At 64.9% G+C, this 19,992-nt stretch carries 17 protein-coding genes; 5 read left to right on the forward strand and 12 right to left on the reverse strand.

Annotation, left to right across the window (positions count from 1 at the left end):
• Nucleotide 1 precedes the first annotated feature (1 nt).
• The 3 genes from HYH08_RS18795 to HYH08_RS18805 all read right to left on the reverse strand — a co-directional run bounded on the left by HYH08_RS18795 (nucleotide 2) and on the right by HYH08_RS18805 (nucleotide 4,743).
• Entirely contained in the window at nucleotides 2–673 is a 672-nt protein-coding gene (locus HYH08_RS18795) for an esterase/lipase family protein (protein ID WP_220011280.1), read from the reverse strand.
• Between the two features lie 10 nt (nucleotides 674–683).
• Entirely contained in the window at nucleotides 684–4,088 is a 3,405-nt protein-coding gene (locus HYH08_RS18800; protein ID WP_220011281.1) for an acyl-[ACP]--phospholipid O-acyltransferase, read from the reverse strand.
• Nucleotides 4,089–4,476: 388 nt separating this feature from the next.
• Nucleotides 4,477–4,743: a hypothetical protein gene (locus tag HYH08_RS18805; RefSeq protein WP_220011282.1), complete on the reverse strand. Its 267-nt coding sequence runs from the start codon at nucleotides 4,741–4,743 to the stop codon at nucleotides 4,477–4,479.
• A 52-nt stretch (nucleotides 4,744–4,795) separates the two neighbouring features.
• On the opposite strand from HYH08_RS18805, the gene HYH08_RS18810 reads away from it, so the two are divergent.
• Entirely contained in the window at nucleotides 4,796–5,416 is a 621-nt protein-coding gene (locus HYH08_RS18810) for a TetR/AcrR family transcriptional regulator (RefSeq protein WP_220011365.1), read from the forward strand.
• A 9-nt stretch (nucleotides 5,417–5,425) separates the two neighbouring features.
• Here HYH08_RS18810 and HYH08_RS18815 read toward each other — a convergent pair whose 3' ends face one another.
• The 5 genes from HYH08_RS18815 to HYH08_RS18835 all read right to left on the reverse strand — a co-directional run bounded on the left by HYH08_RS18815 (nucleotide 5,426) and on the right by HYH08_RS18835 (nucleotide 11,896).
• Complete coding sequence (locus HYH08_RS18815; RefSeq protein WP_220011283.1) at nucleotides 5,426–6,730, reverse strand: GGDEF domain-containing protein; 1,305 nt, start codon at nucleotides 6,728–6,730, stop codon at nucleotides 5,426–5,428.
• Between the two features lie 258 nt (nucleotides 6,731–6,988).
• Complete coding sequence (gene pncB, locus HYH08_RS18820) at nucleotides 6,989–8,293, reverse strand: nicotinate phosphoribosyltransferase (protein WP_220011284.1); 1,305 nt, start codon at nucleotides 8,291–8,293, stop codon at nucleotides 6,989–6,991.
• 95 nt (nucleotides 8,294–8,388) lie between these two features.
• Nucleotides 8,389–9,303, reverse strand: a complete 915-nt coding sequence (locus HYH08_RS18825) for a putative nucleotide-diphospho-sugar transferase (protein ID WP_228747920.1) — start codon at nucleotides 9,301–9,303, stop codon at nucleotides 8,389–8,391.
• 206 nt (nucleotides 9,304–9,509) lie between these two features.
• Entirely contained in the window at nucleotides 9,510–10,784 is a 1,275-nt protein-coding gene (locus HYH08_RS18830; protein WP_220011286.1) for an Lpg1974 family pore-forming outer membrane protein, read from the reverse strand.
• Between the two features lie 143 nt (nucleotides 10,785–10,927).
• Nucleotides 10,928–11,896: a LysR family transcriptional regulator gene (locus HYH08_RS18835; RefSeq protein ID WP_228747921.1), complete on the reverse strand. Its 969-nt coding sequence runs from the start codon at nucleotides 11,894–11,896 to the stop codon at nucleotides 10,928–10,930.
• Between the two features lie 57 nt (nucleotides 11,897–11,953).
• Between HYH08_RS18835 and pcaH the strand changes: the two genes are divergently transcribed.
• The gene (gene pcaH, locus HYH08_RS18840) at nucleotides 11,954–12,736 is read left to right on the forward strand and encodes a protocatechuate 3,4-dioxygenase subunit beta (protein ID WP_220011287.1); all 783 of its coding nucleotides are present in this window, start codon (nucleotides 11,954–11,956) and stop codon (nucleotides 12,734–12,736) included.
• A gap of 17 nt (nucleotides 12,737–12,753) precedes the next feature.
• Nucleotides 12,754–13,380 (forward strand): protocatechuate 3,4-dioxygenase subunit alpha, encoded by a 627-nt coding sequence (gene pcaG / locus HYH08_RS18845; protein ID WP_220011288.1) that lies wholly within the window; start codon nucleotides 12,754–12,756, stop codon nucleotides 13,378–13,380.
• 93 nt (nucleotides 13,381–13,473) lie between these two features.
• On the opposite strand, the gene HYH08_RS18850 is transcribed toward pcaG, so the two are convergent.
• Together HYH08_RS18850 and HYH08_RS18855 are read right to left on the reverse strand one after the other, a co-directional pair.
• Nucleotides 13,474–13,863 carry a nuclear transport factor 2 family protein gene (locus tag HYH08_RS18850; RefSeq protein WP_220011289.1) on the reverse strand — a complete coding sequence of 130 codons (390 nt, stop codon included), beginning with the start codon at nucleotides 13,861–13,863 and terminating at the stop codon, nucleotides 13,474–13,476.
• Nucleotides 13,864–13,875: 12 nt separating this feature from the next.
• Nucleotides 13,876–14,589: a DJ-1/PfpI family protein gene (locus HYH08_RS18855; protein ID WP_220011290.1), complete on the reverse strand. Its 714-nt coding sequence runs from the start codon at nucleotides 14,587–14,589 to the stop codon at nucleotides 13,876–13,878.
• A 140-nt stretch (nucleotides 14,590–14,729) separates the two neighbouring features.
• On the opposite strand from HYH08_RS18855, the gene HYH08_RS18860 reads away from it, so the two are divergent.
• The gene (locus HYH08_RS18860; protein WP_502788339.1) at nucleotides 14,730–15,680 is read left to right on the forward strand and encodes a GlxA family transcriptional regulator; all 951 of its coding nucleotides are present in this window, start codon (nucleotides 14,730–14,732) and stop codon (nucleotides 15,678–15,680) included.
• Here the strand turns inward: HYH08_RS18860 and HYH08_RS18865 are convergent.
• Nucleotides 15,656–16,573: a helix-turn-helix domain-containing protein gene (locus HYH08_RS18865; RefSeq protein ID WP_220011292.1), complete on the reverse strand. Its 918-nt coding sequence runs from the start codon at nucleotides 16,571–16,573 to the stop codon at nucleotides 15,656–15,658. The two genes, HYH08_RS18860 and HYH08_RS18865, sit on opposite strands and share 25 nt — an antisense overlap.
• Before the next feature lie 50 nt (nucleotides 16,574–16,623).
• On the opposite strand from HYH08_RS18865, the gene pobA reads away from it, so the two are divergent.
• Complete coding sequence (pobA, locus tag HYH08_RS18870) at nucleotides 16,624–17,796, forward strand: 4-hydroxybenzoate 3-monooxygenase (protein WP_220011293.1); 1,173 nt, start codon at nucleotides 16,624–16,626, stop codon at nucleotides 17,794–17,796.
• A gap of 28 nt (nucleotides 17,797–17,824) precedes the next feature.
• Here the strand turns inward: pobA and HYH08_RS18875 are convergent, their stop codons facing one another.
• A complete protein-coding gene (locus HYH08_RS18875; RefSeq protein WP_220011294.1) occupies nucleotides 17,825–19,975 on the reverse strand; it encodes an adenylate/guanylate cyclase domain-containing protein in 2,151 nt (716 codons plus the stop codon).
• Nucleotides 19,976–19,992 lie beyond the last annotated feature (17 nt).

A 19,992-nucleotide genomic window follows, 5' to 3' on the forward strand; every position in this document is an offset into this window, starting at 1 on the left:
TTCAGCTTGTCCGGAAGCGGCCGTCGTGCAGGAACGCGATGGTCTGCTCGATCGCGACTCTGTGGCGCAGCAGTCCCGGGTGGGACGTCTTGACGACGACGTGATCGGCCATATCGGCAAGCTTCGAGCTCGCGACCGAAACCTTGCCGTCATTGGGGCGAGGCAGGACAAAGGCCGAAGCGATCGGCGCGATGGTGCGGCATCCTGCGATGATCCCAACTTCGTAATCGGGTGGCGGCAGGGCGGCGAGCACGGGGGCCGGGGCGGTCGTGAGCTGCAGGCCCGCCGGGCCGAACACAGCACGGTAGACGGAAAGGTCCTTTAGGAGATCGGCGACCTCGCTGCCGCCATTGGGCGTTCCCAGCATCACGACGCGGCCAAGGCGCGATGGCCGATGTCTTGAAAGATAGACCCGCGTGAGCAGCCCGCCCATCGAATGTGCGACGAAGTGGGTCCTTCCGTCGCACTGCTCCGCAAATGCGGCGATCGGCGCGTGGATGTCCTCCGCGAGCGCCTCGAGCGGCTTCTTGCGGCTGGCATAGTCGAGATTGAGCGTGGCGTAGCCGCGACGCTGCAACGTTCGCTCCAGCTTCTTCAGCGTCCAGGAACCGACGCCGATGCCATGGAGCAGCACCACGCCGTCGCACCGCGCATCCGCCGGTGCGACAGGCATGGACCTGGCCTCACGCCACCTCGCGCTCCGGCGCGGACGCCTGCTCGCGCGCCATCGCCGTCGCCGTGACGTAGTCGGTCTTGCCGGTGCCGAGCAGCGGCACCTTGTCGACCACCATAATGGTCGCGGGCACCGTCAGCTCGGACGCGCCGATCGCCTTGGCCTGGGCCTGTATCGCGCCGCGCTCGGCATTCTTTTCCGTCGTCAGCAGCACGATGCGCTCGCCCTTGCGCTGGTCGGGGATCGACACCGCGACCGAGCCGGCCTGCGGCCACAGCGTCGTCGCGATAGCTTCGACCGCCGACAGCGAGACCATTTCGCCCGCGATCTTGGCAAAGCGCTTGGCGCGGCCCTTGATGGTGATGAATCCGGCTGCGTCGATTGCGACGATGTCGCCGGTGTCGTGCCAGCCCTCGGGAAGCTTTTCGAGCACGCCGGGATTTTCGGCCCTGAGGTAACCCAGCATTACGTTCGGTCCGCGCACCGACAGGCGGCCGCCTTCCTCGATGCCGGGGACCGGATCGAGGCGGCTTTCCATCAGCGGCGAGAGGCGGCCGACGGTGCCGGGGCGGTTGGCCATCGGCGTGTTCATCGCCAGCACGGGCGCCGTCTCGGTGACGCCATAGCCTTCGAGGATGCGGATGCCGTAGCGCTCCATGAACACTTGCCGCGTGCGGTCCTTGACCGCCTCGGCGCCGGCGATCACGAGGCGCAGCGTGCGGAAGTCGTAGGCATGCGCGGAACGTGCATAGCCGGTGAGGAAGGTGTCGGTGCCGAACAGGATCGTGGCGCCGGTCTGGTAGATCAGCTCGGGCACGATGCGGTAATGCAGCGGCGAGGGATACATGTAGATCGGAATGCCCGCGAGCATCGGCATCATCATTCCGCCGGTCAGGCCAAACGAGTGGAACACCGGCAGCACGTTGAAGACCTTGTCGTTGGCATTGGCATCGACCCGCGCCAGCGCCTGCGCCGCATTGGCAAGGATGTTGCGGTGGGACAATACGACGCCCTTGGGCGTGCCTTCCGAGCCTGAGGTGAACAGCACGACGGCAGGATCGTTGGCCTGGCGGGCGACGCGCGGTGCGGTGCCGTCGAGCAAGCCCTTGATCTTGTCGGCGGTGCCGATCGAAGCACGGACGTCCTCAAGATAGACGACACGCGCCTCCGCGGAGATGGCGGCCATCAGCTTGTCGAGCTTGCCCTTCTCGATGAAGGCCTTCGAGGTCAGCACGGTCTTGACCTGCGCGGCCTTCATGGCGGCGAGGACGTTGACCGGGCCGGCCGAGAAGTTGAGCATGGCCGGGACCCGGCCGATGCTTTGCAGCCCCATGAAGACGACGGCGACGCCTGCGGAATTCGGCAGCAGCACGCCGACATTCTCGCCGATTGCGGTGCCGGTCTCGAGCTTGCGGCTCAGGACCTGCGCGCCGAGGATCAGCTTGCGATAGGTCAGCTTGGTGCCGAGCGCGTCTTCGATGATGACCTTGCCGGTGTCGCGATCGCGATAGGCGTGTCCGAGGGCCTCGAACAGGGAGTGATCGAGCATGGCGTTCTTGACCAGCGCGTCGATCATCACGTCCTGGAGCGCAGCGCCCGCAGCGTTGCGGCGCGCCTTGCCCTTCAGCGCCGGATCGACGGGCAGCTTGACCGGCGGCAGGATCGTGACCGTCACTCTGGGGAACCACGAGCGCTTGATCTGGCTGGAGTTGAGATAGCTGAGATGCGAGCGCTGCGCACCTTCGATGCGAACGGGCACGACGACGGCGTCGGCCTTGTCCGCGATCATCGCGGTGCCGTCATAGACCTTCATCAGCGAGCCCGAAACGGTGATGCGCCCCTCGGGAAAAATCACCACCGGCTCGCCGGCAGCGACCAGCTTGATCAGGTCACGCGCGGCCAGCGGCTTGGTCGGGTCCATGGTGTAGTGCTTGACCACGCGCAGGAACGGTTTGGCCCACCAAGCCTTGGAGATGCCGGTGTCGACCGCGAAGCTCGCGTCGATCGGCAGCACGGCGTGCAGCAGCGGGCCATCGATCAGGCTGACATGATTGGGCGCGATCAGCATGCGCGTGCCTGCTGGAGGCAGGTTCTCGAGGCCGCGAACCTCAGTGCGGAACAGCGCGCGGAACAACAGGCCGCCGAAATCGCGCACGCCTTCCTTGCCCCATTTAGTCAGGACGAACCACACCGCGCCGAAGCTGGCGACGCCAAGGCCGAAGAAGATCCAGCCGACATGCAATCCGCCAGCCTGGAGCAGCGCGACGAACAGCGAGCCGACCACCATGAAGGCGGCCTGCAGCACGTTGCCGGCGGCGATGATGCGGGCGCGCTCGTTCGGCGCCGACCAGGCCTGGACGGCGGCGAAGGAGGGAACGACGAACAGGCCGCCGCCGAATGCGAAGGCGACGAAGTCGGCCAGCATGCGCAGGCCGGCGAACGAGGTCGCAAAGCCGGCTGCCGTGATGTCCTGGCCCTTGCTGGTGACAGCGATGGCCCAGGCGAGGTCGAGGCCGGAACAACCCATGATGATGGCGCCGATCGGTACCAGCGCGAGGTTCGGGCGAACGTGGCTGAGGCTGGCTGCGAACAGAGAGCCGATGGCGATGCCGATCGCGAAGATCGCAAGGCACAGTGTCACCACGCCCTCGGAGCCACCGACGACGTCCTTGACCAGCGCCGGCAGCAGCGACAGCACGATGGCGCCGACCAGCCAGAACCAGGACACGATCACGGTGCCGTCCCACAGCCGGTGATCGGCGTGGAGGGTCTTGAGCAGGTTCACCGTCGAGGTCCAGGGATTGGCATCGATGGGCAGATCAGGCGCGGACGGCGTCGTCTGCGGAATGCGGGAGGCAAAGGCCCAGGACAGGAGCGCGAGCACGACCACGGCCGATGCGACCCAGCCCATGTGCGCCGAGCTGGCCACGAACTGGCCGCCGGCGACGGTGCCGAGCAGGATGGCCATGAAGGTCGCGCCTTCGACCAGCGCGTTGCCGGTGGCGAGCTCGCCGAGCTCGAGCTGATCCGGCAGCATCGCATATTTCACCGGGCCGAACAGGGCGGCGACGATGCCGAACAGCGCGAGCGCCATGAACAGCAGCGGCACCGAATGCATGAAGAAGCCGGCGGCGGCAAAGGCCGCGGCAAAAATCTCGGCGAACTTCAATCGCCGTGCGACGACGGATTTGACATATTTGTCGGCGAGCTGGCCGCCGAGCCCGGACAGGATGAAATAGGGGAAGATGAAGACGGCGCCCGCCACCGTCACCAGCGCATCGCCGTGGCCGGTTGCGGCGCTGTAAAGCAGGATGATGACGAGTGCGTTCTTGAGCAAATTGTCATTGAGCGCCGAAAAGAACTGCGCCCCAAACAGCGGCGCGAAGCGGCGTGACGACATCAATTCCCTGATCATGACCAGTCCTGTTTTGAAAGGCAGAATGAGGTAGTTACACAGTCGGTGAAACGTCACGACCGGAAGGATGCGGGATCAACGATTGCAGGATGACGACGCTCGCCGTCTGCTCTGTCCCCTCGGTCCCTCTGATCCCATTGGTCTCCAAGTGGTCTGGTTAGGTTCGCAAATTTCCGGTCGCGACCGAAGTTCGGGCGGAAACGTCGCGGCCATCAGGGATATCGCGTGGGGCGATGAGGAAAAGCTGAACCGCATCGCCAAGGATTTCCGGATCGGCTGCCAATGTCGGGACATGGTAAGCCCTTCCTTGCAACCGGATGGTGCATTCGAGCCGACAGGACCGCGCCGGCTGCGTATGCCTCAAGTGACTTGCCTCAAGTGACTTGCCTCAGGTGAGATGGGCGAGGTGGCGAAACGGCGAGAGGCGGCCGAGCAGGCTGAAGCGGCGGCCTGCGCGTCGGGCGCGGCTGCGGTTCGCCCGCCACATCCGGAAGGTCGCGCGGCGCTCACTGAGCACGCCGGCAATGTCGCAGGCATTGGCGATGCGGTCGACCGGGGCCATGGCGAACCTCAGCAGGGTGCGGCCAAGGCCGCTCACCAGCGCGGTGGCGTCGTCGACGAAGGTGGTGGCGATATCAACAGCGAGGGTTTGCATTTTGGAGGTCTCCGGGCTAAATTTGAACAATGTTCACATGAGTAGTTATGAAATGAACAATGTTCAAGAAGAATCACTGCGAGACCAGAAAAAATTTCGGAGGCGGCTCCAGATCCTCGAGGTCGCCCGCGGCATTATCGCCTCCAAGGGCTTGAGATCATTGAAGGTTCGGGACGTCGCGGAGGCCGTCGGCTGCTCCGTCGGCAGCGTCTATAATGAGTTCGGCGATTTCGACGGGGTGATCCTGACCGTCAACCGGGAGACCGTTCGCGCCCTGACGGTGCGGCTTGAGAGCGTTCCGGGCGAGGATCCCGTCCGCCAGCTCTACGGGCTGGCCGCGACCTATCTCGACTTCTTTGCCGAGCACGCCAATCTGCTGCGCTCGCTGTTCGAGCACCGGATGGAGGACGACCGTCCTTATCCCGACGACATCCTTCAGATGGTGATGGGCGCCTTCGCGCTGATGCACCCGCCGCTGGTGCGGCTGCTGCCGGATGCGGATGACGTGAAGATCGCGCTGTTGTCGCGCACGCTGTTTTCGGCGGTGCACGGCATCATCTCGCTCGGCCTCGAGGAGCGCATGGTCGCGGTGCCGCCGCAGATGCTGCGCCAGCAGGTAGAACAATTCCTCGATGCGCATCTCGCCGGTCTTGGAATTCTGCCGCTGCAGTGACAGGCAGCGTCATGCGCGCGCGGCTTCGCGCGGTCTTGCAACGAGCACGACGTCCGGCGGCACACTGTCGACCTGAACCCGGTTGCGACCCTTGTCCTTGGCGCGATAGCAGGCAGCGTCCGCGCGCCGCATCGCATCCTCGAGCGTGGTGTTGCGGTCGGCGATGCAGGTGACGCCGATGCTGGCGGTGACCGCGAAGACGCGATCGTCCCAGGCAAAGCTGAACAGCTCCAGCGATCGTCGCAGCCGCTCGGCGATATCGACGGCGTGCGCCGGCGAGCACTCCGGCAGGATCAGGCCGAACTCGTCGCCGCCGAGCCGGGCCACCAGATCGCGCGCTCGCCGGTCCTGCTGCAGCAGGCTGGAAATCTGGCAGAGCAGGCGGTCGCCGGCGAGATGGCCGCAGCTGTCGTTGACGGTCTTGAACTGGTCGAGGTCGAGCAGGATCAGGGCAAGCGAGCCCGCCGCGATATTGTCCAGCTCGCTTTGCAGCCGCGCCTCGAAGGCGCGGCGGTTGGCAAGGCCGGTCAGCCAGTCGTGCGATGCCTGCCAGGCGAGACGCTCCTTCTCGTCATGCAAGGCAGCTTCGAACGCCTGTCTTTGCAGCACCAATCGCCGGGTGTGCCAGATCAGGAGCAGGATCAGCGTTGCGGCGGTGGCGATGTTGATGCAGGTCAGCGTCAGCTTGATGGCGCGGGAGCCCTCGCCGAGGACCGTGGAGAAGCGGTTGGCATGCACCGTGAACTCGGCGTTGAGCTCGGAGAGCCGCGACGACAGGAATTGCAGGCGTGCAGCATCCTGACTGGGGCCCTTCTCCAGCTCGGACCGGATCACCTCGCCGAAGATGCTCAGCTCCAGCAGCATCGGATCGGTGGCCGCCCACTCCCGGATCGCGTCCTGGAGGAAGCTGACGCGATTGAAATAGCGAAACAGCCAGATCAACCCCGGAACGTCGTCGGGATGGTTGCCGCCTTGCAGGAGTCCTGTGCGGGCGTCCTCGACGCCGATGGGATCGCGCTCGAGCGCCCACCGCGCGTACTCGTCGCCGATGGGAACGGCGAGCGAGGCCTGGTACCGCGCGAACTGGTTCTTGTCGCCCGAATGCAGATAGAGATTGAGGAAATAGACCGCGTTCTTCTGCGAGCGCGACCAGAGCGCCTCGCCCGCGACATAGGCGCGGACCGATGACATCACTTCGAGGCTGAATCCCGCGATTGCGGCCTGGAGCACGACGACCATCACGAACGGCGAGACGAGCTTGACGACGTGAAGGAAGCTGTGCCCCTTCATCGATGACGCTGTTCTGCGAAACACCCTGCGTTCCCCAAATCGATCAACGACCCCAGCGGAGCGTTGCACCTGCAACGCAAAGTAGAGGACAAGGTTGCTTAATCCGACCTGAAAGACGTGCCGAACTGCGTTGCAAGGTGAAGGCGTTGTGAAATGGATCCGCGCAGATTGTCGCAAATGCCTGATAACCGGAATTGCCCCCGTCATTGCGAGCCAACGGGGCCGCGCGAAGCGCGGCCCCGTTGGCTCGCAATGACGGCGTGACTGTAATCCGGTCGAGCTCTAGACCAGCACCGGCTTGCGTACGCGGCCGGCGTCGCCGAACACGCGCAGGTAACGCTCGATCTCCGAGGGAAGGCCGGTCGCCTTCTCCGGATTGTCGGAGAGCTTGACGGCAGGATGGCCGTCGGCCGACGACACCTTGCAGACCAGCGAGATCGGATCGAGGTTGACCGAGCCGTCCGGCGTGCAGCCGACGAAGTCGTTGGTGAGGTTGGTGCCCCAGCCGAAGGAAAGCCGCACGCGCCCTGAGAAGTGGTGATAGGTCTCCTCGATCGAGGCGACGTCCATCGCGTCGGAGAACACCAGCAGCTTGTCCCTCGGATTGCGGCCCTTCTTCTCCCACCAGGCGATGATCTCCTCGCCGGCCTGGATCGGCGGCGCGCTGTCCGGGCGGAAGCCGGTCCAGTCGGCGACCCATTCCGGCGCATCGCGCAGGAAAGCCTTGGTGCCGAAGGCGTCGGGCAGCGCGATCAGGAGGTTGCCGCCATAGGTCTGGCGCCACTGGTCGAGAATGCGATAGGGAGCCCAGCGCAATTCCTCGTCGTCTTTGGCGAGCGCGGCTGCGACCATCGGCAGCTCATGCGCATTGGTACCGATGGCTTCGAGGTCGTTGTCCATCGCGAGCAGCACGTTGGAGGTGCCGATGAAGGAGGAGCCCAGGCCTTCCTTCACGGCTTCGACGCACCAGCGCTGCCACAGGAAGCCATGGCGGCGGCGGGTGCCGAAATCGGACAGCCGCAAATTCTCCAGCTTGCGCAGCCGCTCGACCTTGGTCCACAGCTTGGCCTTGGCGCGGGCATAGAGCACGTCGAGCTCGAAGCGGCCGCGGCCCTTCATCGCCGCGCGCGAGCGCAGCTCGTTGAGGATCGCGAGCGCGGGAATCTCCCACATCGTGGTGTGCGTCCACGGCCCGTGGAAGTGCAGCTCATACTGGCCCTCGACCTTGCGCAGCTCGTATTCGGGCAGGCGGAATTCGGCTAGCCAGCGGATGAAGTCCGCCGAGAACATATGAGTCTTGCCGTAGAAGGTGTTGCCGGCCAGCCAGATCAGCTCTTTCTTGCTGAAGCGGATGGTGCGGGCATGGTCGAGCTGGGCGCGCAGCTCGCCCTCGTCGATGATCTCTGCGAGCCGCACATGGCGCGAGCGGTTGATGACCGAGAAGGTTACCTGGTGACCAGGATAGTCCTCCCGAATCATTTGTAACATCAATAGCTTGTAGAAGTCGGTATCCAGCAGGCTGCGGATGATGGGATCCAGCCGCCAGCTGTGATTGTAGGTCCGGCTCGCAATGTCAGTCACTGTCATGGCCGAATTCTAGCGTGGTCGCCCGCGCGCAACCAGTGGGTTTGGCAAGGGGCCGGGCACCGGCTGCCACCGGGCAGGCACTGTGCGCGGCCCTGTCAGCGGCTCTGAAAGAGGCGTTTGCTCCAGCGCAAGGGCGCGGTCAGCCGCCAGGACGTCGAGCTCCGGACCGCCGCCAGTTGTGCTCGTGCGTCGTCCCGCTCGGCCAGATATCTGTCCCGCTCAGCTAGATATCCGGCGCGCTCGGCGAGATATCCGTGCCGTTCGGCCAAATATCCTTGCCGTTCGGCCGCGAGCGCCTGGAGTTCAGCCAGCGCGGAATCCCGTTCTCCTGTGACCCAGTCGCGCATGGCGGCGTCCTCGCGCCACAGGCTGAACTGGCGGGCAAACGCTTGGCGCAGCTGCGGGCTCATCTGCTCGCGGAGCGGCGCAGTCATCGCATCGACCTCGATCATCTTGAGGCGCGTCGCTGGATTGCTGATCCCGGCGTAGTGGTGGACGATCGGGTCCGGAGCCGTCGCAAGGCCGGGAATTGAATTCCAGGCCGTGTCGAGACGCGCGAGGCGCGATCGGTTCGGCTCATCCGGACGATCCGGTCCGAGTCCCAGGCAGCCATCATAGCCGAGCACGTGGAGAATGGTCGCCTGGTCGAACCAGGGATGCCGCAACTGGCCGGTCTCCCAGATCTGCTTGAAGAACGCGCGCGACCAGTCGTTCACACGGACCAGCATGACGCCCGAGTTGAAATGCGGGACGAAATCGGCGGCCATGATCTCGGATGTCTCTGGACCATGCCAGGCCATGTGCAGGTGAGCGCCGTCCACCATGGCCGTCCTGATATCGACGTCGTTGCGAAGCATGACGGCATCGACGTCCATCCACAGCACGAAGTCGAAATCGTCTTCGAGCGCAGCGCGGATCACTTCGATCTTCAACCATCCGCGGGGGCGTTTCCAGTGATCGCCGTGCGTGAACCTGTGTTCATATCCATGCGCTTCGGCGAAGCTTTGCATGCGCGGAACGGTGAAAGTTGCAAGCGGCTGCTGGACTGAGTCGTAGGCGGTCAGAAGGCAAACGCTTGGCTTCACAAGACTTCTCCGAACGCGCGGTCTGGCGTTCCAATGGTCTTGCAAATCAAGGCATTCCGCGGCGGACGTGTCGAGGCTTTCGTTGGTGACTACTCTGCGTGTGGGTGAGGCGTCGCGATCCCTGGTGGCCTCTACATCGCGTCGAACTGCCCGGTGAGCGTGACGCGCGGGCCGTGCGTATAGCGGTCGGGCGTAAAGCCGGCGTTGGACGTGCCGGTCTCGTTGAACACGTTGATGAGCGCATCGAGCCGGTAGCTGGCGCCGAGCTTCAGGTTCTGCGTCAGCCAATAGGACAGGCCGACCTGGATGTCGGCGCTCAGCACGCCGGCATACTGCCGGCTGCTGTCCGTGTTGAGAGTGTCAAGAGTTGGGAAGAGAGCTGCGAGATAGGATGGCGTGATCGTAGCCGTGGTCCTCGAGCTGCCTGTCGATAGCTGCCGGCCAAACAGAATGGCGGCGTCGCCAGCATAGTCGAATGACCATTTGCCGGCAAAAGGGACTGATCCTTCGATGCCAATGAGAGGACCGGCGCCCAGGAAGCTGGCGCGCGTCTCGTTCGCTGTCGAGAAAGTGGAGGAGAAGGCCGTGGCCGCCGGAAATCCGGGGACGACGATCGGCGCGACGCCGGAGGCCGAGAAGACCTGAACGTCCGAGTTCGAACTCCGGGTCACGAATTCGGCAACGCGGACACCACCCTTGAGCTGAAGCGCACTTGGCCCGCTGCCGGCAATCTCGTGTCCGACCGCGAGATCGGCGAGCCAGTGTGTCTCCTTGTAAGCAGCCGCCCAGGTCTCCGTGCTTGTCGCGCTGCCGCCCCCGAAGGCGCCCGTTAGCGATGTCGAGTCGATGCCGGTTGCTTTGCCTCCCTCGCCGTAGCGGAACTGGCCGCTGACGTGCCAGGGAGAACCTGCGAAACGATAGTCGAAGCCGACGGCCGATTCCCAGCCGACCTTGGGTGTCAGGTCGAACTGACCGGGGCGACCGTAAAAGCTGGAGATCGGATCGCCGCCACTGAAGATAGCGCCGCCCTCGACCCAGGCCCTGAACAGGGCCGGTCCCGTCGGCGGCAAGGCCTTGACCGGGAAGTCGGCTGCATAGGACTGCAAAGGATTCCCGTTTTGCCGCGAAACCGCCGACACGGCGAGGAATGCGCTGTTTTCCTGGTGCGATCGGGTCGAGGTCCTGGCTCCGTCGACCGCTGCGCGCCTGCTTTGCAATTTCAGCCGCGCGTTCGCTTCGATCAGGCGCTGATTCTCGCGCAAGGCGGCGTTTTCCTTGCGGATCGCCGCATTCTGCCGCTCCAGCAATTCGAGACGGGCATTGACCTCTTCGAGCTCTCCGCCAGAGGCGCTTGCCGCCGTCAATGCCGCAGCTGCGCCCAACACGACCGCCAAAGTCTTTTTCATTGCATTCACCTCGCCGCACCAGTGGCGGGACCGTGGCGTGGAATCGCGGACCTCGCTTCAACCGTTCGATTGAATTCGGCCGGTCGCTGTGCTCAGTGAGGCATTTCGGGACGCTGGTGTGGCCAATCGGACGCAGTCGATGCTCAGCCGCCCGCTGCCGTCGTCGCGACGATCTCGAGCTGGTTCCTGATCCAGCGATGGGCCGGGTCCTTCTGATAGCGCTGATGCCAGACCATGAACATCGGCAGTTCCGCCAGCGTGCGGGTGCGCGAGGCCAGCGGTATCGGCCCTTGCGCAAAACCGCGCATCACGCCCGAGGCAAGCAGGCTGGGCATGCTTGCCAGCATCTGCGAGCCGCGCAGGAACGACGGCACACCGGAGAAACTCGGCACCGAGATCGCGATGTCGCGATGAAGGCCGTTCGCCGCGAGCCTCCGGTCGAAATCGAGCCGCTCATTGTCGGTATAGACGACGGTGATGTGCCGAGCCGCGAGATAGGCGGCACGGCCGGCTGGTGCTGCGCGAGCTTTGGGATCGAAATAGCAGACGTAATGATCGCTCAGCAGCCGCTTCTGCACGATGTCGACACCGGACGGCGGCAGCGGCGTGATCAGGAGGTCGCAACGGTTCTCGCGCAGCATCGCAGGCGAGGGTGACTGCGAGGGGATCACGCGCAGGTTCAGGCTCTTCACGTGCCCGGCGATATGATTGAAGAAGCGCGGCAGCAGCAGATCGCGCTGGAAGTCATTGGCGGCGATCGTCAGCGAAAGTTGCGCGCGCGCAGGCTCGAAGGTGACACCGCCGGCAAAGCTCCGCATCTCGTCGATCAGCGCGCGTGCCTTGGCGGCCAATGCCTGCGCATGCGCGGTGGCGACGATGCCGCGGCCGGATTTGGCGAACAGCGGATCGCCGGCGATGCGCCGCAGCTTGTTGAGGCCGTGGCTAACCGCCGATTGCGTCAGGCCGAGCCGCACCGCCGCGGCCGTCACCGAGCCTTCCTCCAGCACGGCCAGGAACAGTTCGAGGGCGTGGCCGTCGAGCGCCAAATGATCGATTTCTTTCATGAAATATATTATAATCGATCTATTTATCTGTGGAATAGGCCGGCTCATGATCTTCCGATAAGCCGCGCACCCGGTCCCGGGGCGCCACAGGGAGAGACAACGCCGATGAATGCCCAGGCGCCAGCCCTAAGGGATCCCCGCCTCAACCGCCCCGAGCCGTTCACGCCGGGCGACGGCGGCCTCTTCCAGCGCGACCGCACCATCCATCCGCCGGCCTATGCGCCCGGCTACAAATCCTCGGTGCTGCGCTCGCCGCGCCAGGCACTGCTCTCGATCGAGAGCTCGATCTCGGAGATCACGGGACCGGTGTTCGGTCACAACGATCTCGGACCGCTCGACAACGATCTGATCCGCAACTACGCCAAGGACGGCGATCCCGTCGGCGAGCGCATCATCGTCCATGGCCGCGTTCTGGACGAGACCGGCCGCGGCGTGCCGAACACGCTGGTCGAGTTCTGGCAGGCCAATGCTGGAGGCCGCTACCGGCACAAGAAGGACACTTATCTCGCCCCGATCGATCCGAATTTCGGCGGCTGCGGCCGCGCGCTGACGGACGACGCCGGCTATTACTATTTCCGTACTGTGAAGCCGGGCCCCTATCCTTGGCGCAATTTCGTCAACAGCTGGCGTCCCGCCCACATCCACTTCTCGGTGTTCGGCTCCGGCTTTGCGCAGCGCCTGATCACGCAGATGTATTTCGAGGGTGATCCGCTGATCCCGATCTGTCCGATCCTGACGACGATCCCGGACAAGGCGGCGCTCGACCGTCTCGTCGCGCCGCTCGACCTCAACGCCTCGACTCCGTTCGACTCGCTCGCCTATCGCTTCGACATCGTCCTGCGCGGCCAGCGCTCCACCTATTTCGAGAACCGCCCGGAAGGGAACTGAGCTCAGGAAACTAAATCATGCCGCAGCCGCTCAACTATCTCAAGGAAACCGCCTCCCAGACCGCCGGCCCCTACGTCCATATCGGCCTGATCCCGGCCATGGCCGGCTTCGACATTTTCGAGAAGAACTTTTCCAACATGCTGGTGACGCCGAACACGCAAGGCGAGCGCATCACGCTGGAAGGCAAGGTACTCGACGGCACCGGAACGCCGCTGCGCGACGTGCTGCTGGAAATCTGGCAGGCCAATGCGAGTGGCCGCTACAACCATCCGGCCGATCGCTCGGCCGGCGGGCTGGATCAGGAGTTTCGCGGCTGGGGTCGGGCGGGCTCGGATTTCGACAGCGGCCTCGTGACGTTCGAGACCATCAAGCCGGGTGCGATCACCGACAAGACGGGGCGCACATGCGCGCCGCATGTCAATGTCTGGATCGTCGCGCGCGGCATCAACATCGGATTGAACACGCGGCTTTATTTCTCGGACGAGGAGACGGCCAACGCGGCCGATCCCGTGCTGAACCTGATCGAGCAGCCGTCCCGCCGCAAGACGCTGATCGCCACGCGCGGCGAGCGCGCCGGCAAGGTCGTGTATTCCTTCACGATCAATCTGCAGGGTCCGGACGAGACGGTGTTCTTCGACGTGTGACCTTCAGTCAGGCAAGGCCGGCTCCATCTGAAGATGAGCGGGTCTGCCTGATGGGAGAGGTTCGCCGGTTCCGGCATCATCGGGCGGAGAAGGCTAGAAACCGGTCGGGCCCACGGCGCCGATCCAGTGCTTCACCTTGGTCGGGTCCCTTTCGTCCATGTAGAAGAAGTGGACCATCGTCGGCCGCACCGGCGCAATGTTGGGGTCGTCGAAACGCATCGAGACCTCGCCGCGAAAGATCTTGAGCCGCGGGCTGTCCCAATACTCGATGACGTCGTGCAATGCGGTGAAGCCGCGGTCGATGAACTGTCGCAGATTGTTGCGGATGGTCTCACGGCCGTGCCAGTCGGCGACGCCAAGATTGCAGATCGCGTCCTCGGTGAAACAATCAAAGCCCTTGCCGAATGTCTTGTCGTCGATCTCCCTCCACATCGCGAGGAGCCATTGCGGCGGTGCGGTCTTGGTGAAAGTCGTCGTGCTCATCGATCTCCTCCGTCAGGCATCGACCGAGGCGATGCCGAGCCGAGCGGCTACGCGCCGCGCGGTCGCTTCCCGTTGCGCGGTGATGTCGGCGACTGCACGTCTGGCCTGGTCCAGGATCGCGCCGGGGGCGCGCTCCGGTGTGCCGCTGTCGAACGGCGGTTCCGGCGCGTACTGCATGTAGAGCTGGATCGCGCGCGCGGCGTCGTCCCCGCGCAGCTCGGCCGCGAGCCGCAGGGCTCCGTCGATGCCGGCGGTGACACCGGCCGCGAAGATCCAGTTGCCGTCGACCACGACCCGGTCATTGACGGCGACGGCGCCGAACAGCGGCAGCAGGTGGAACGAGGCCCAATGCGTGGTCGCTCGTCGTCCCCTGAGCAGTCCCGCTGCGCCGAGCAGCAGGGCACCGGTGCAGACCGAGAATACGTTGCGCGCGCCGCCGGCCTGCCGCGCGATCCAGGCCAGAACGTCCTGGTTCTCCATCATGGCTTCCTGGCCGAAGCCGCCGGGCACATGCAGCACGTCGAGCTGGGGAGCATCGGCCAGCGTCGCATCCGGCGTCAACCGCAGGCCTTTGACGTCACGTACCGGGTCGGTCGTCATGGCATAAACACGATAGGTCGCGTTCGGAATGCGCGACAGCACCTCGAACGGGCCGGTCAGGTCGATCTGGTCGAGGCCGTCGAACAGCAACGATCCGATTTGCAGGTGCGTCTCAAGCGGGATCATGGGTTGGCTCTCAATTGGGTCTGGACAGGGACAGGCTAACGCGGCACGCTATGGCGATAATGCCAAAGTCCCCTCGTTTCCCGCCAGATCGCGTTTTGCCCGCGTCTCCTCCCTCCGCGCGGACCGACGCGGTTCGCGTCATCGAAATGCTGGCGTATCCGGCCGTGCAGCTGCTCGACGTGACGGGACCGCTTCAGGTGTTCGCGACCGCCAACGAGCAGATCGTGCAGGCCGGCGGAACCGCGCCCTACGCCTTGCGCGTGGTTGCGAATGACCGCTCGCGCGTTCAGGCCTCGTCGGGACTGGAGATCGCAACCGAGCCGCTTCCGCGCAGCACGAGCGCGCTGGATACGCTCGTGGTCGCGGGTGGCCCGGGCGTCGATCTCGCCGTCGCCGATCCGGTGCTGCTGGCCTGGCTAAGGCGGCGCGTGAAGAAGGCGCGCCGTGTCGCCTCGGTCTGCACCGGCGCGTTCCTGCTCGGCGCCTCGGGCACGCTCGACGGGCGGCGCGCGGTAACACATTGGTCGTATTGCTCCGAGCTTGCGCGGCGTTTTCCCGCGGTGCGCGTCGAGGCCGATCCGATCTTCGTGCGCGACGGCGCCGTCTGGACGTCCGCCGGCGTGACCTCCGGCATCGATCTCGCACTGGCTCTGGTGGAAGAGGATCTGGGCCGGGCCACGGCATTGGCAGTGGCGCGCTATCTGGTCGTCTTCCTCAAGCGTCCTGGCGGACAAGCGCAATTCAGTGAGGCGCTGTCGCTGCAATCGGCCGAGGATGAATTCGGTGCGCTGCACGACTGGATTGGCCGGCACCTCTCGGGCGAGCTGTCGCTGTCGAGAATGGCGAGGCAGGCCGGCATGAGCGAGCGGAGCTTCAGCCGGCACTATGCGAGAGCGACCGGGCAGACGCCGGCGCGCGCCGTCGAGCGATTGAGGGTGGAAGCCGCGCGGCGCATGCTGTCGGAGACTCGCCTGCCTGTGAAGAGCGTGTCGCGGCGCTGCGGGTTCGGGTCGGAGGAGACCATGCGCCGCAGCTTCCTGCGCGTGCTGGCCGCGACACCGCAGGACTACCGGAGCCGATTCGGCTCGTAGCGCATGAGCTGTGCACGAAAGGCGCGCGGCGACAGGCCGGTGGCGGCGGTGTAGACGCGGCTGAAATAGGCGGGGTCCTCGAAGCCCAGGGCGTAGGCGATCGTCGAGATCGGCAGATTGGTATAGACGAGGTTGCGCCTTGCCTCGCGGATCAGCCGATTGAGGATCAAATGCGAGGCGGTGTCGCCGGTCGCCGCCCGCGTCACCCGGTTGAGATGGGTCGGCGTGATCGAGAGCGCGCCTGCGTAATCCGCAACGCTCCAGCGTTCCAAATGATGCTGCTCCAGCAGCGCCTCGAAGCGGCGAAAGAGCCCGCTCTCCGCCGTGCCGCTGCCGCCGCTCTCGCTGGTCAGCGCGCGGGCGACCAGCCCGATCATTGCCCCGGACAGCGCGCGCAGCACATGGGCGCGGCCGAAATCGCGCGCGGCGTGCTCGGCAAAAATCTGCTTCATGGTCGCGCGGATCTGCGGCGTGCCGCGCGCCACGGCCGATCGCGACAGGGCGCCGCGCAGCCCTTCGGCGGCGAGCAGCGCTTCGTCCAGCATCTCGGCGGCGATGGTCAGCACCCAGCCTTGCGTGTCGGGCACGAAACGGAAGCCGTGGACGTGCCCGACCGGTACGTTGACGATCTGCATCGGCTTGAGCGGCACCACGCGTCCGTCGAGCGTCGCCTCGCCGCCGCCGCGCTCGATCAGCAGCACCTGATGCAGCCGGGCATGCCGGTGCACGGCCAGCGTCCAGTCGTGCAGCACCGAGCGCGACGCAATCGTCTCGCAATGCACGACGTCGGGCAGGTCGCCGGACTCGCCGAACAGATTGTAGACCCGGATCGCCGGGGCGGGGGCTGCGGCTCTCATGTTCGAATTGTACAAGACAAAGGCGAAAGCCTCCATCGGTTTGCTCGGCCTGATCTGCAAAAAAGTGCCGACGGGAGGACGCAAAAATGAAAGTTCAGGTCTGCATCATCGGCGGTGGGCCATCCGGGCTGCTGCTGTCCCAGCTCCTGCACCTGAAGGGCATCGACACCATCGTGCTGGAGAAATACAGCCGCGATCACGTGCTCGCCCGCATCCGCGCCGGCGTGCTCGAGCATGGCTTTGCCAAGCTGATGCGTGAGGCGCAATGCGGCGAGCGGATGGACCGCGAGGGCGAGATCCATGGCGGATTCGAGATCGCTCATGACGGGGAGCTCTCCCACATCGACCTGCACAAGCATTCCGGCGGCAATTCGGTGCTGGTCTACGGCCAGACCGAGCTGACGCGCGATCTCTACGAGGCGCGTGACCGCCTCGGCGGCAAGGTCGTGCACAATGCGGAAGATGTGACGCCGCATGATCTGGCCTCGGACCGGCCGTACGTGACGTATCGGTCGAACGACGAGATCATCCGTGTCGATTGCGACTACATTGTCGGCGCCGACGGTTTCCACGGCGTCAGCCGCAGGTCGATCCCGAACGACGTGCTGCGCGAATACGAGAAGGTCTATCCGTTCGGCTGGCTCGGCGTGCTGTCGCGCACCAGGCCGGTGTCGCCGGAGCTGATCTATGCCAAGCACGAGCGCGGCTTCGCGCTGTGTTCGCTGCGCTCGCAGGTGCTCAGCCGCTACTACATCCAGGTGCCCTTGACCGACAAGGTGGAGGACTGGAGTGACGAAGCGTTCTGGGCCGAGTTGAAGCGTCGCCTGCCGGGCGAGGTCGCGGGCCGCCTGATCACGGGCCCGTCGATCGAGAAGAGCATCGCGCCGCTGCGCAGTTTCGTCGCCGAACCGATGAGCTATGGCCGCCTGTTCCTCGCCGGCGACGCCGCCCATATCGTGCCGCCGACCGGCGCGCGCGGGCTGAACAGCGCGGCGTCCGACATCTACTATCTCTACCACGGCATGCTCGCGCATTATCAGCACGGCGACGATTCCGGCCTCGAAGGCTATTCCGCCAAGGCGCTCGCCCGGATCTGGAAGGCGCAACGCTTTTCGTGGTGGATGACGATGATGCTGCATCGGTTTCCCGACCGGCTCGAATATGAGGACCGGCTGCAACAGACGGAGCTGGACTATCTGCTGTCGTCCGAGACGGCGCAGCGCCTGCTCGCGGAGAATTATGTAGGATTGCCGTTTTAGCGGTGCCGAGAGCGCCGCGAGATCCGGGCTACTTCCCTTCCAGGATATTGACCGGTGTCCAGTCCGGTGGCGGCGGATTTGCGCTGAGCGCCTTCGCGCGCTTTGCGAACAGCGCTGACGCCGGGTCAACTTTCGCCATTCGTTCGAACGCCTCTGCCGCCTTCGCAAACGTCCGCGCGCGCCAGCACGCCAGCCCTTCCGTATACGCGGCCGCTACCTTGGTCTGCTCGCTGCTCTCCGCGCCCTTCTCGGCGAGCGGCTCGAATACCCTGATCGCCTCGCCGCGGCCCATCACCCGGATTGCGTCCAGCTCACGCCAGGCAAAAGCGTCGCCGCTCTGCGCCATGGTCGTTTCCGAGGCCATGATCGCGGTGCCGTAATATTTGTTGGCGCCTTCGAGGCGCGAGGCGACGTTCACGGTGTCGCTCATCACGGTGTAGTTGAAGCGGCGGCGCGAGCCGATATTGCCGACCACGGCTTCGCCGCTGTTGAGGCCGATGCGGTGCGACAGGCCGTGGCCGGCGAAGGCGGGGTGGTTGGCGTTGAGCTCGGCCAGTCTGTCGTGGCACTTCAGCGCCGCGCGCACCGCGTTGCGCGCGTGGGCGGGATCGTCGGCCGGCGCGCCGAACATGGCGACGATGGAATCGCCGATATATTTGTCGACATAACCGCCGTGGCCCTCGATGATATCGGTCATGGCCGAGAGATATTCGTTCATCAGCGTCACCAGCTCGCCCGGCGTCATCTTCTCCGCAATGGAAGAGAAGCCGCTGAGGTCGGAGAAGAACATGGTGACGTTGCGCATCTCGCCGCCGAGCGCCGGCATCTTGCCGGAGGCGACCATGGTGTCGATCACTTCGGGCGCGAGATAGAAGGCAAAGCTCTTGCGTAGAAAGCGCTCATCGCGATCGGCCAGCACGAAGCGGTAGCTGGTCATCATCGCGAGCGCGGTAAGGCTTGCGAGCGCAGGCTCGGTCAACGGCAGCGCCAGAGCGTGGACGAACGCGCCGACGGCAACGGCCGTATAAACGGCTACCAGAGCGAACCAGGCGATCAGCGCACCGCCCGGTGCAAGCATGCAGGCTGCGAAAGCGATCGCGGCGGCAAACAACACCGTGAGGATGGTCCGCGTGGGAAAGCCGAGCTCGGTGACGGCGTCGTGCTCGATCAGATTTCGGACCACAGCGGCATGCACGAACACACCCGCGACGTCGCTACGCGCCTTCTGCGCGCTGCTCTTCGGGGCGGGCTGGGCACATCGGGCGGCCGACGTTCCATCATAGCCGCCTGAGAGGCGCATCGACGTCAGCTTGCGATCCTCGAAATTGAGGATGGTGCCGAGCAGCACGACCTTGCCGTTAAAGGCACGGCGGAAGAAGTCGCTGTCGCCCTTTTCTAGGCACGCCCGCAGGTCGGCGAAAGAATAGGTCGGCACGTCGCGACCCATGCCACGGTAATTGAGGGTCAGCGTGTTCGGCACTGTGCTTGGGATGGCATAGCCGGACAAGATCGTTGCGCCGGACGGACCGGTCTGCGGCTCTGCACCGAGTGCATGAGCAGCCAGCTCGACGGCCATGGCGGGCACCTGTTTGCCGCCGACAGAGAAGCTCAGAGGCATCCGCCGGATCACGTCGTCTGTGTCGGTATGAACGTTGAGGGCGCGGACATTGTTTTTCACCGCAAGGCGCTGTGCGAGGTAAGGCACATCCGGATGGTCATTGCTGAGGATCTCACCAAGCACCAGCTTGCCGTTATCGGAAAGCTTGCGCAGGGCGATGAGATAATCCCGGTCAAATCCCCTCATGCGCGCGCCAAGCGGCGCGTCGCCAAAGGGAATTTCCGATTGCTCGATCGAGCTCGGAAAGATGACGTCGTAGCCGATCACCTTGGCGCCGCCGTCGGCAATGCCGGTGAGCACCCGGCCGATCTCGCGTGTCCAGGTCTGCGTCGGCGATCCCCTGAAGGGCGGCGTGTCGTAGGTCTCGCCGTCGATGGCCACGACGACGACCGGTGATGTCAAGGGATCGCGGTGTTCGGGGACGAGCCAGCCGCGCAGCGCCGTGAGGATGTCGAGTGAGAGGCCTTGCAGCGCCTGAAGCGGTGGAGACGTGAAGATCGCGCCCGCAAGGAGCGCAATCAGGATCGCCGCAACGATGTCCCGCCCACCGATCCGCCGCATCGCCCTGTCGCCAGGCC

It is taken from the genome of Bradyrhizobium sp. BR 10289, from assembly GCF_019455385.1.
Classification (GTDB): domain Bacteria; phylum Pseudomonadota; class Alphaproteobacteria; order Rhizobiales; family Xanthobacteraceae; genus Bradyrhizobium.

Coding starts and splice junctions, on each gene's coding strand:
- HYH08_RS18835 (WP_228747921.1), bottom strand. CDS start 11,896: ATGAGCCGGCCTATTCCACAGATAAATAGATCGATTATAATATATTTC.
- HYH08_RS18800 (WP_220011281.1), bottom strand. CDS start 4,088: ATGATCAGGGAATTGATGTCGTCACGCCGCTTCGCGCCGCTGTTTGGG.
- pcaH (WP_220011287.1), top strand. CDS start 11,954: ATGAATGCCCAGGCGCCAGCCCTAAGGGATCCCCGCCTCAACCGCCCC.
- HYH08_RS18795 (WP_220011280.1), bottom strand. CDS start 673: ATGCCTGTCGCACCGGCGGATGCGCGGTGCGACGGCGTGGTGCTGCTC.
- pncB (WP_220011284.1), bottom strand. CDS start 8,293: ATGACAGTGACTGACATTGCGAGCCGGACCTACAATCACAGCTGGCGG.
- HYH08_RS18810 (WP_220011365.1), top strand. CDS start 4,796: ATGAACAATGTTCAAGAAGAATCACTGCGAGACCAGAAAAAATTTCGG.
- HYH08_RS18855 (WP_220011290.1), bottom strand. CDS start 14,589: ATGATCCCGCTTGAGACGCACCTGCAAATCGGATCGTTGCTGTTCGAC.
- HYH08_RS18805 (WP_220011282.1), bottom strand. CDS start 4,743: ATGCAAACCCTCGCTGTTGATATCGCCACCACCTTCGTCGACGACGCC.
- HYH08_RS18875 (WP_220011294.1), bottom strand. CDS start 19,975: ATGCGGCGGATCGGTGGGCGGGACATCGTTGCGGCGATCCTGATTGCG.
- HYH08_RS18850 (WP_220011289.1), bottom strand. CDS start 13,863: ATGAGCACGACGACTTTCACCAAGACCGCACCGCCGCAATGGCTCCTC.
- pcaG (WP_220011288.1), top strand. CDS start 12,754: ATGCCGCAGCCGCTCAACTATCTCAAGGAAACCGCCTCCCAGACCGCC.
- pobA (WP_220011293.1), top strand. CDS start 16,624: ATGAAAGTTCAGGTCTGCATCATCGGCGGTGGGCCATCCGGGCTGCTG.
- HYH08_RS18865 (WP_220011292.1), bottom strand. CDS start 16,573: ATGGAGGCTTTCGCCTTTGTCTTGTACAATTCGAACATGAGAGCCGCA.
- HYH08_RS18825 (WP_228747920.1), bottom strand. CDS start 9,303: ATGCAAAGCTTCGCCGAAGCGCATGGATATGAACACAGGTTCACGCAC.
- HYH08_RS18830 (WP_220011286.1), bottom strand. CDS start 10,784: ATGAAAAAGACTTTGGCGGTCGTGTTGGGCGCAGCTGCGGCATTGACG.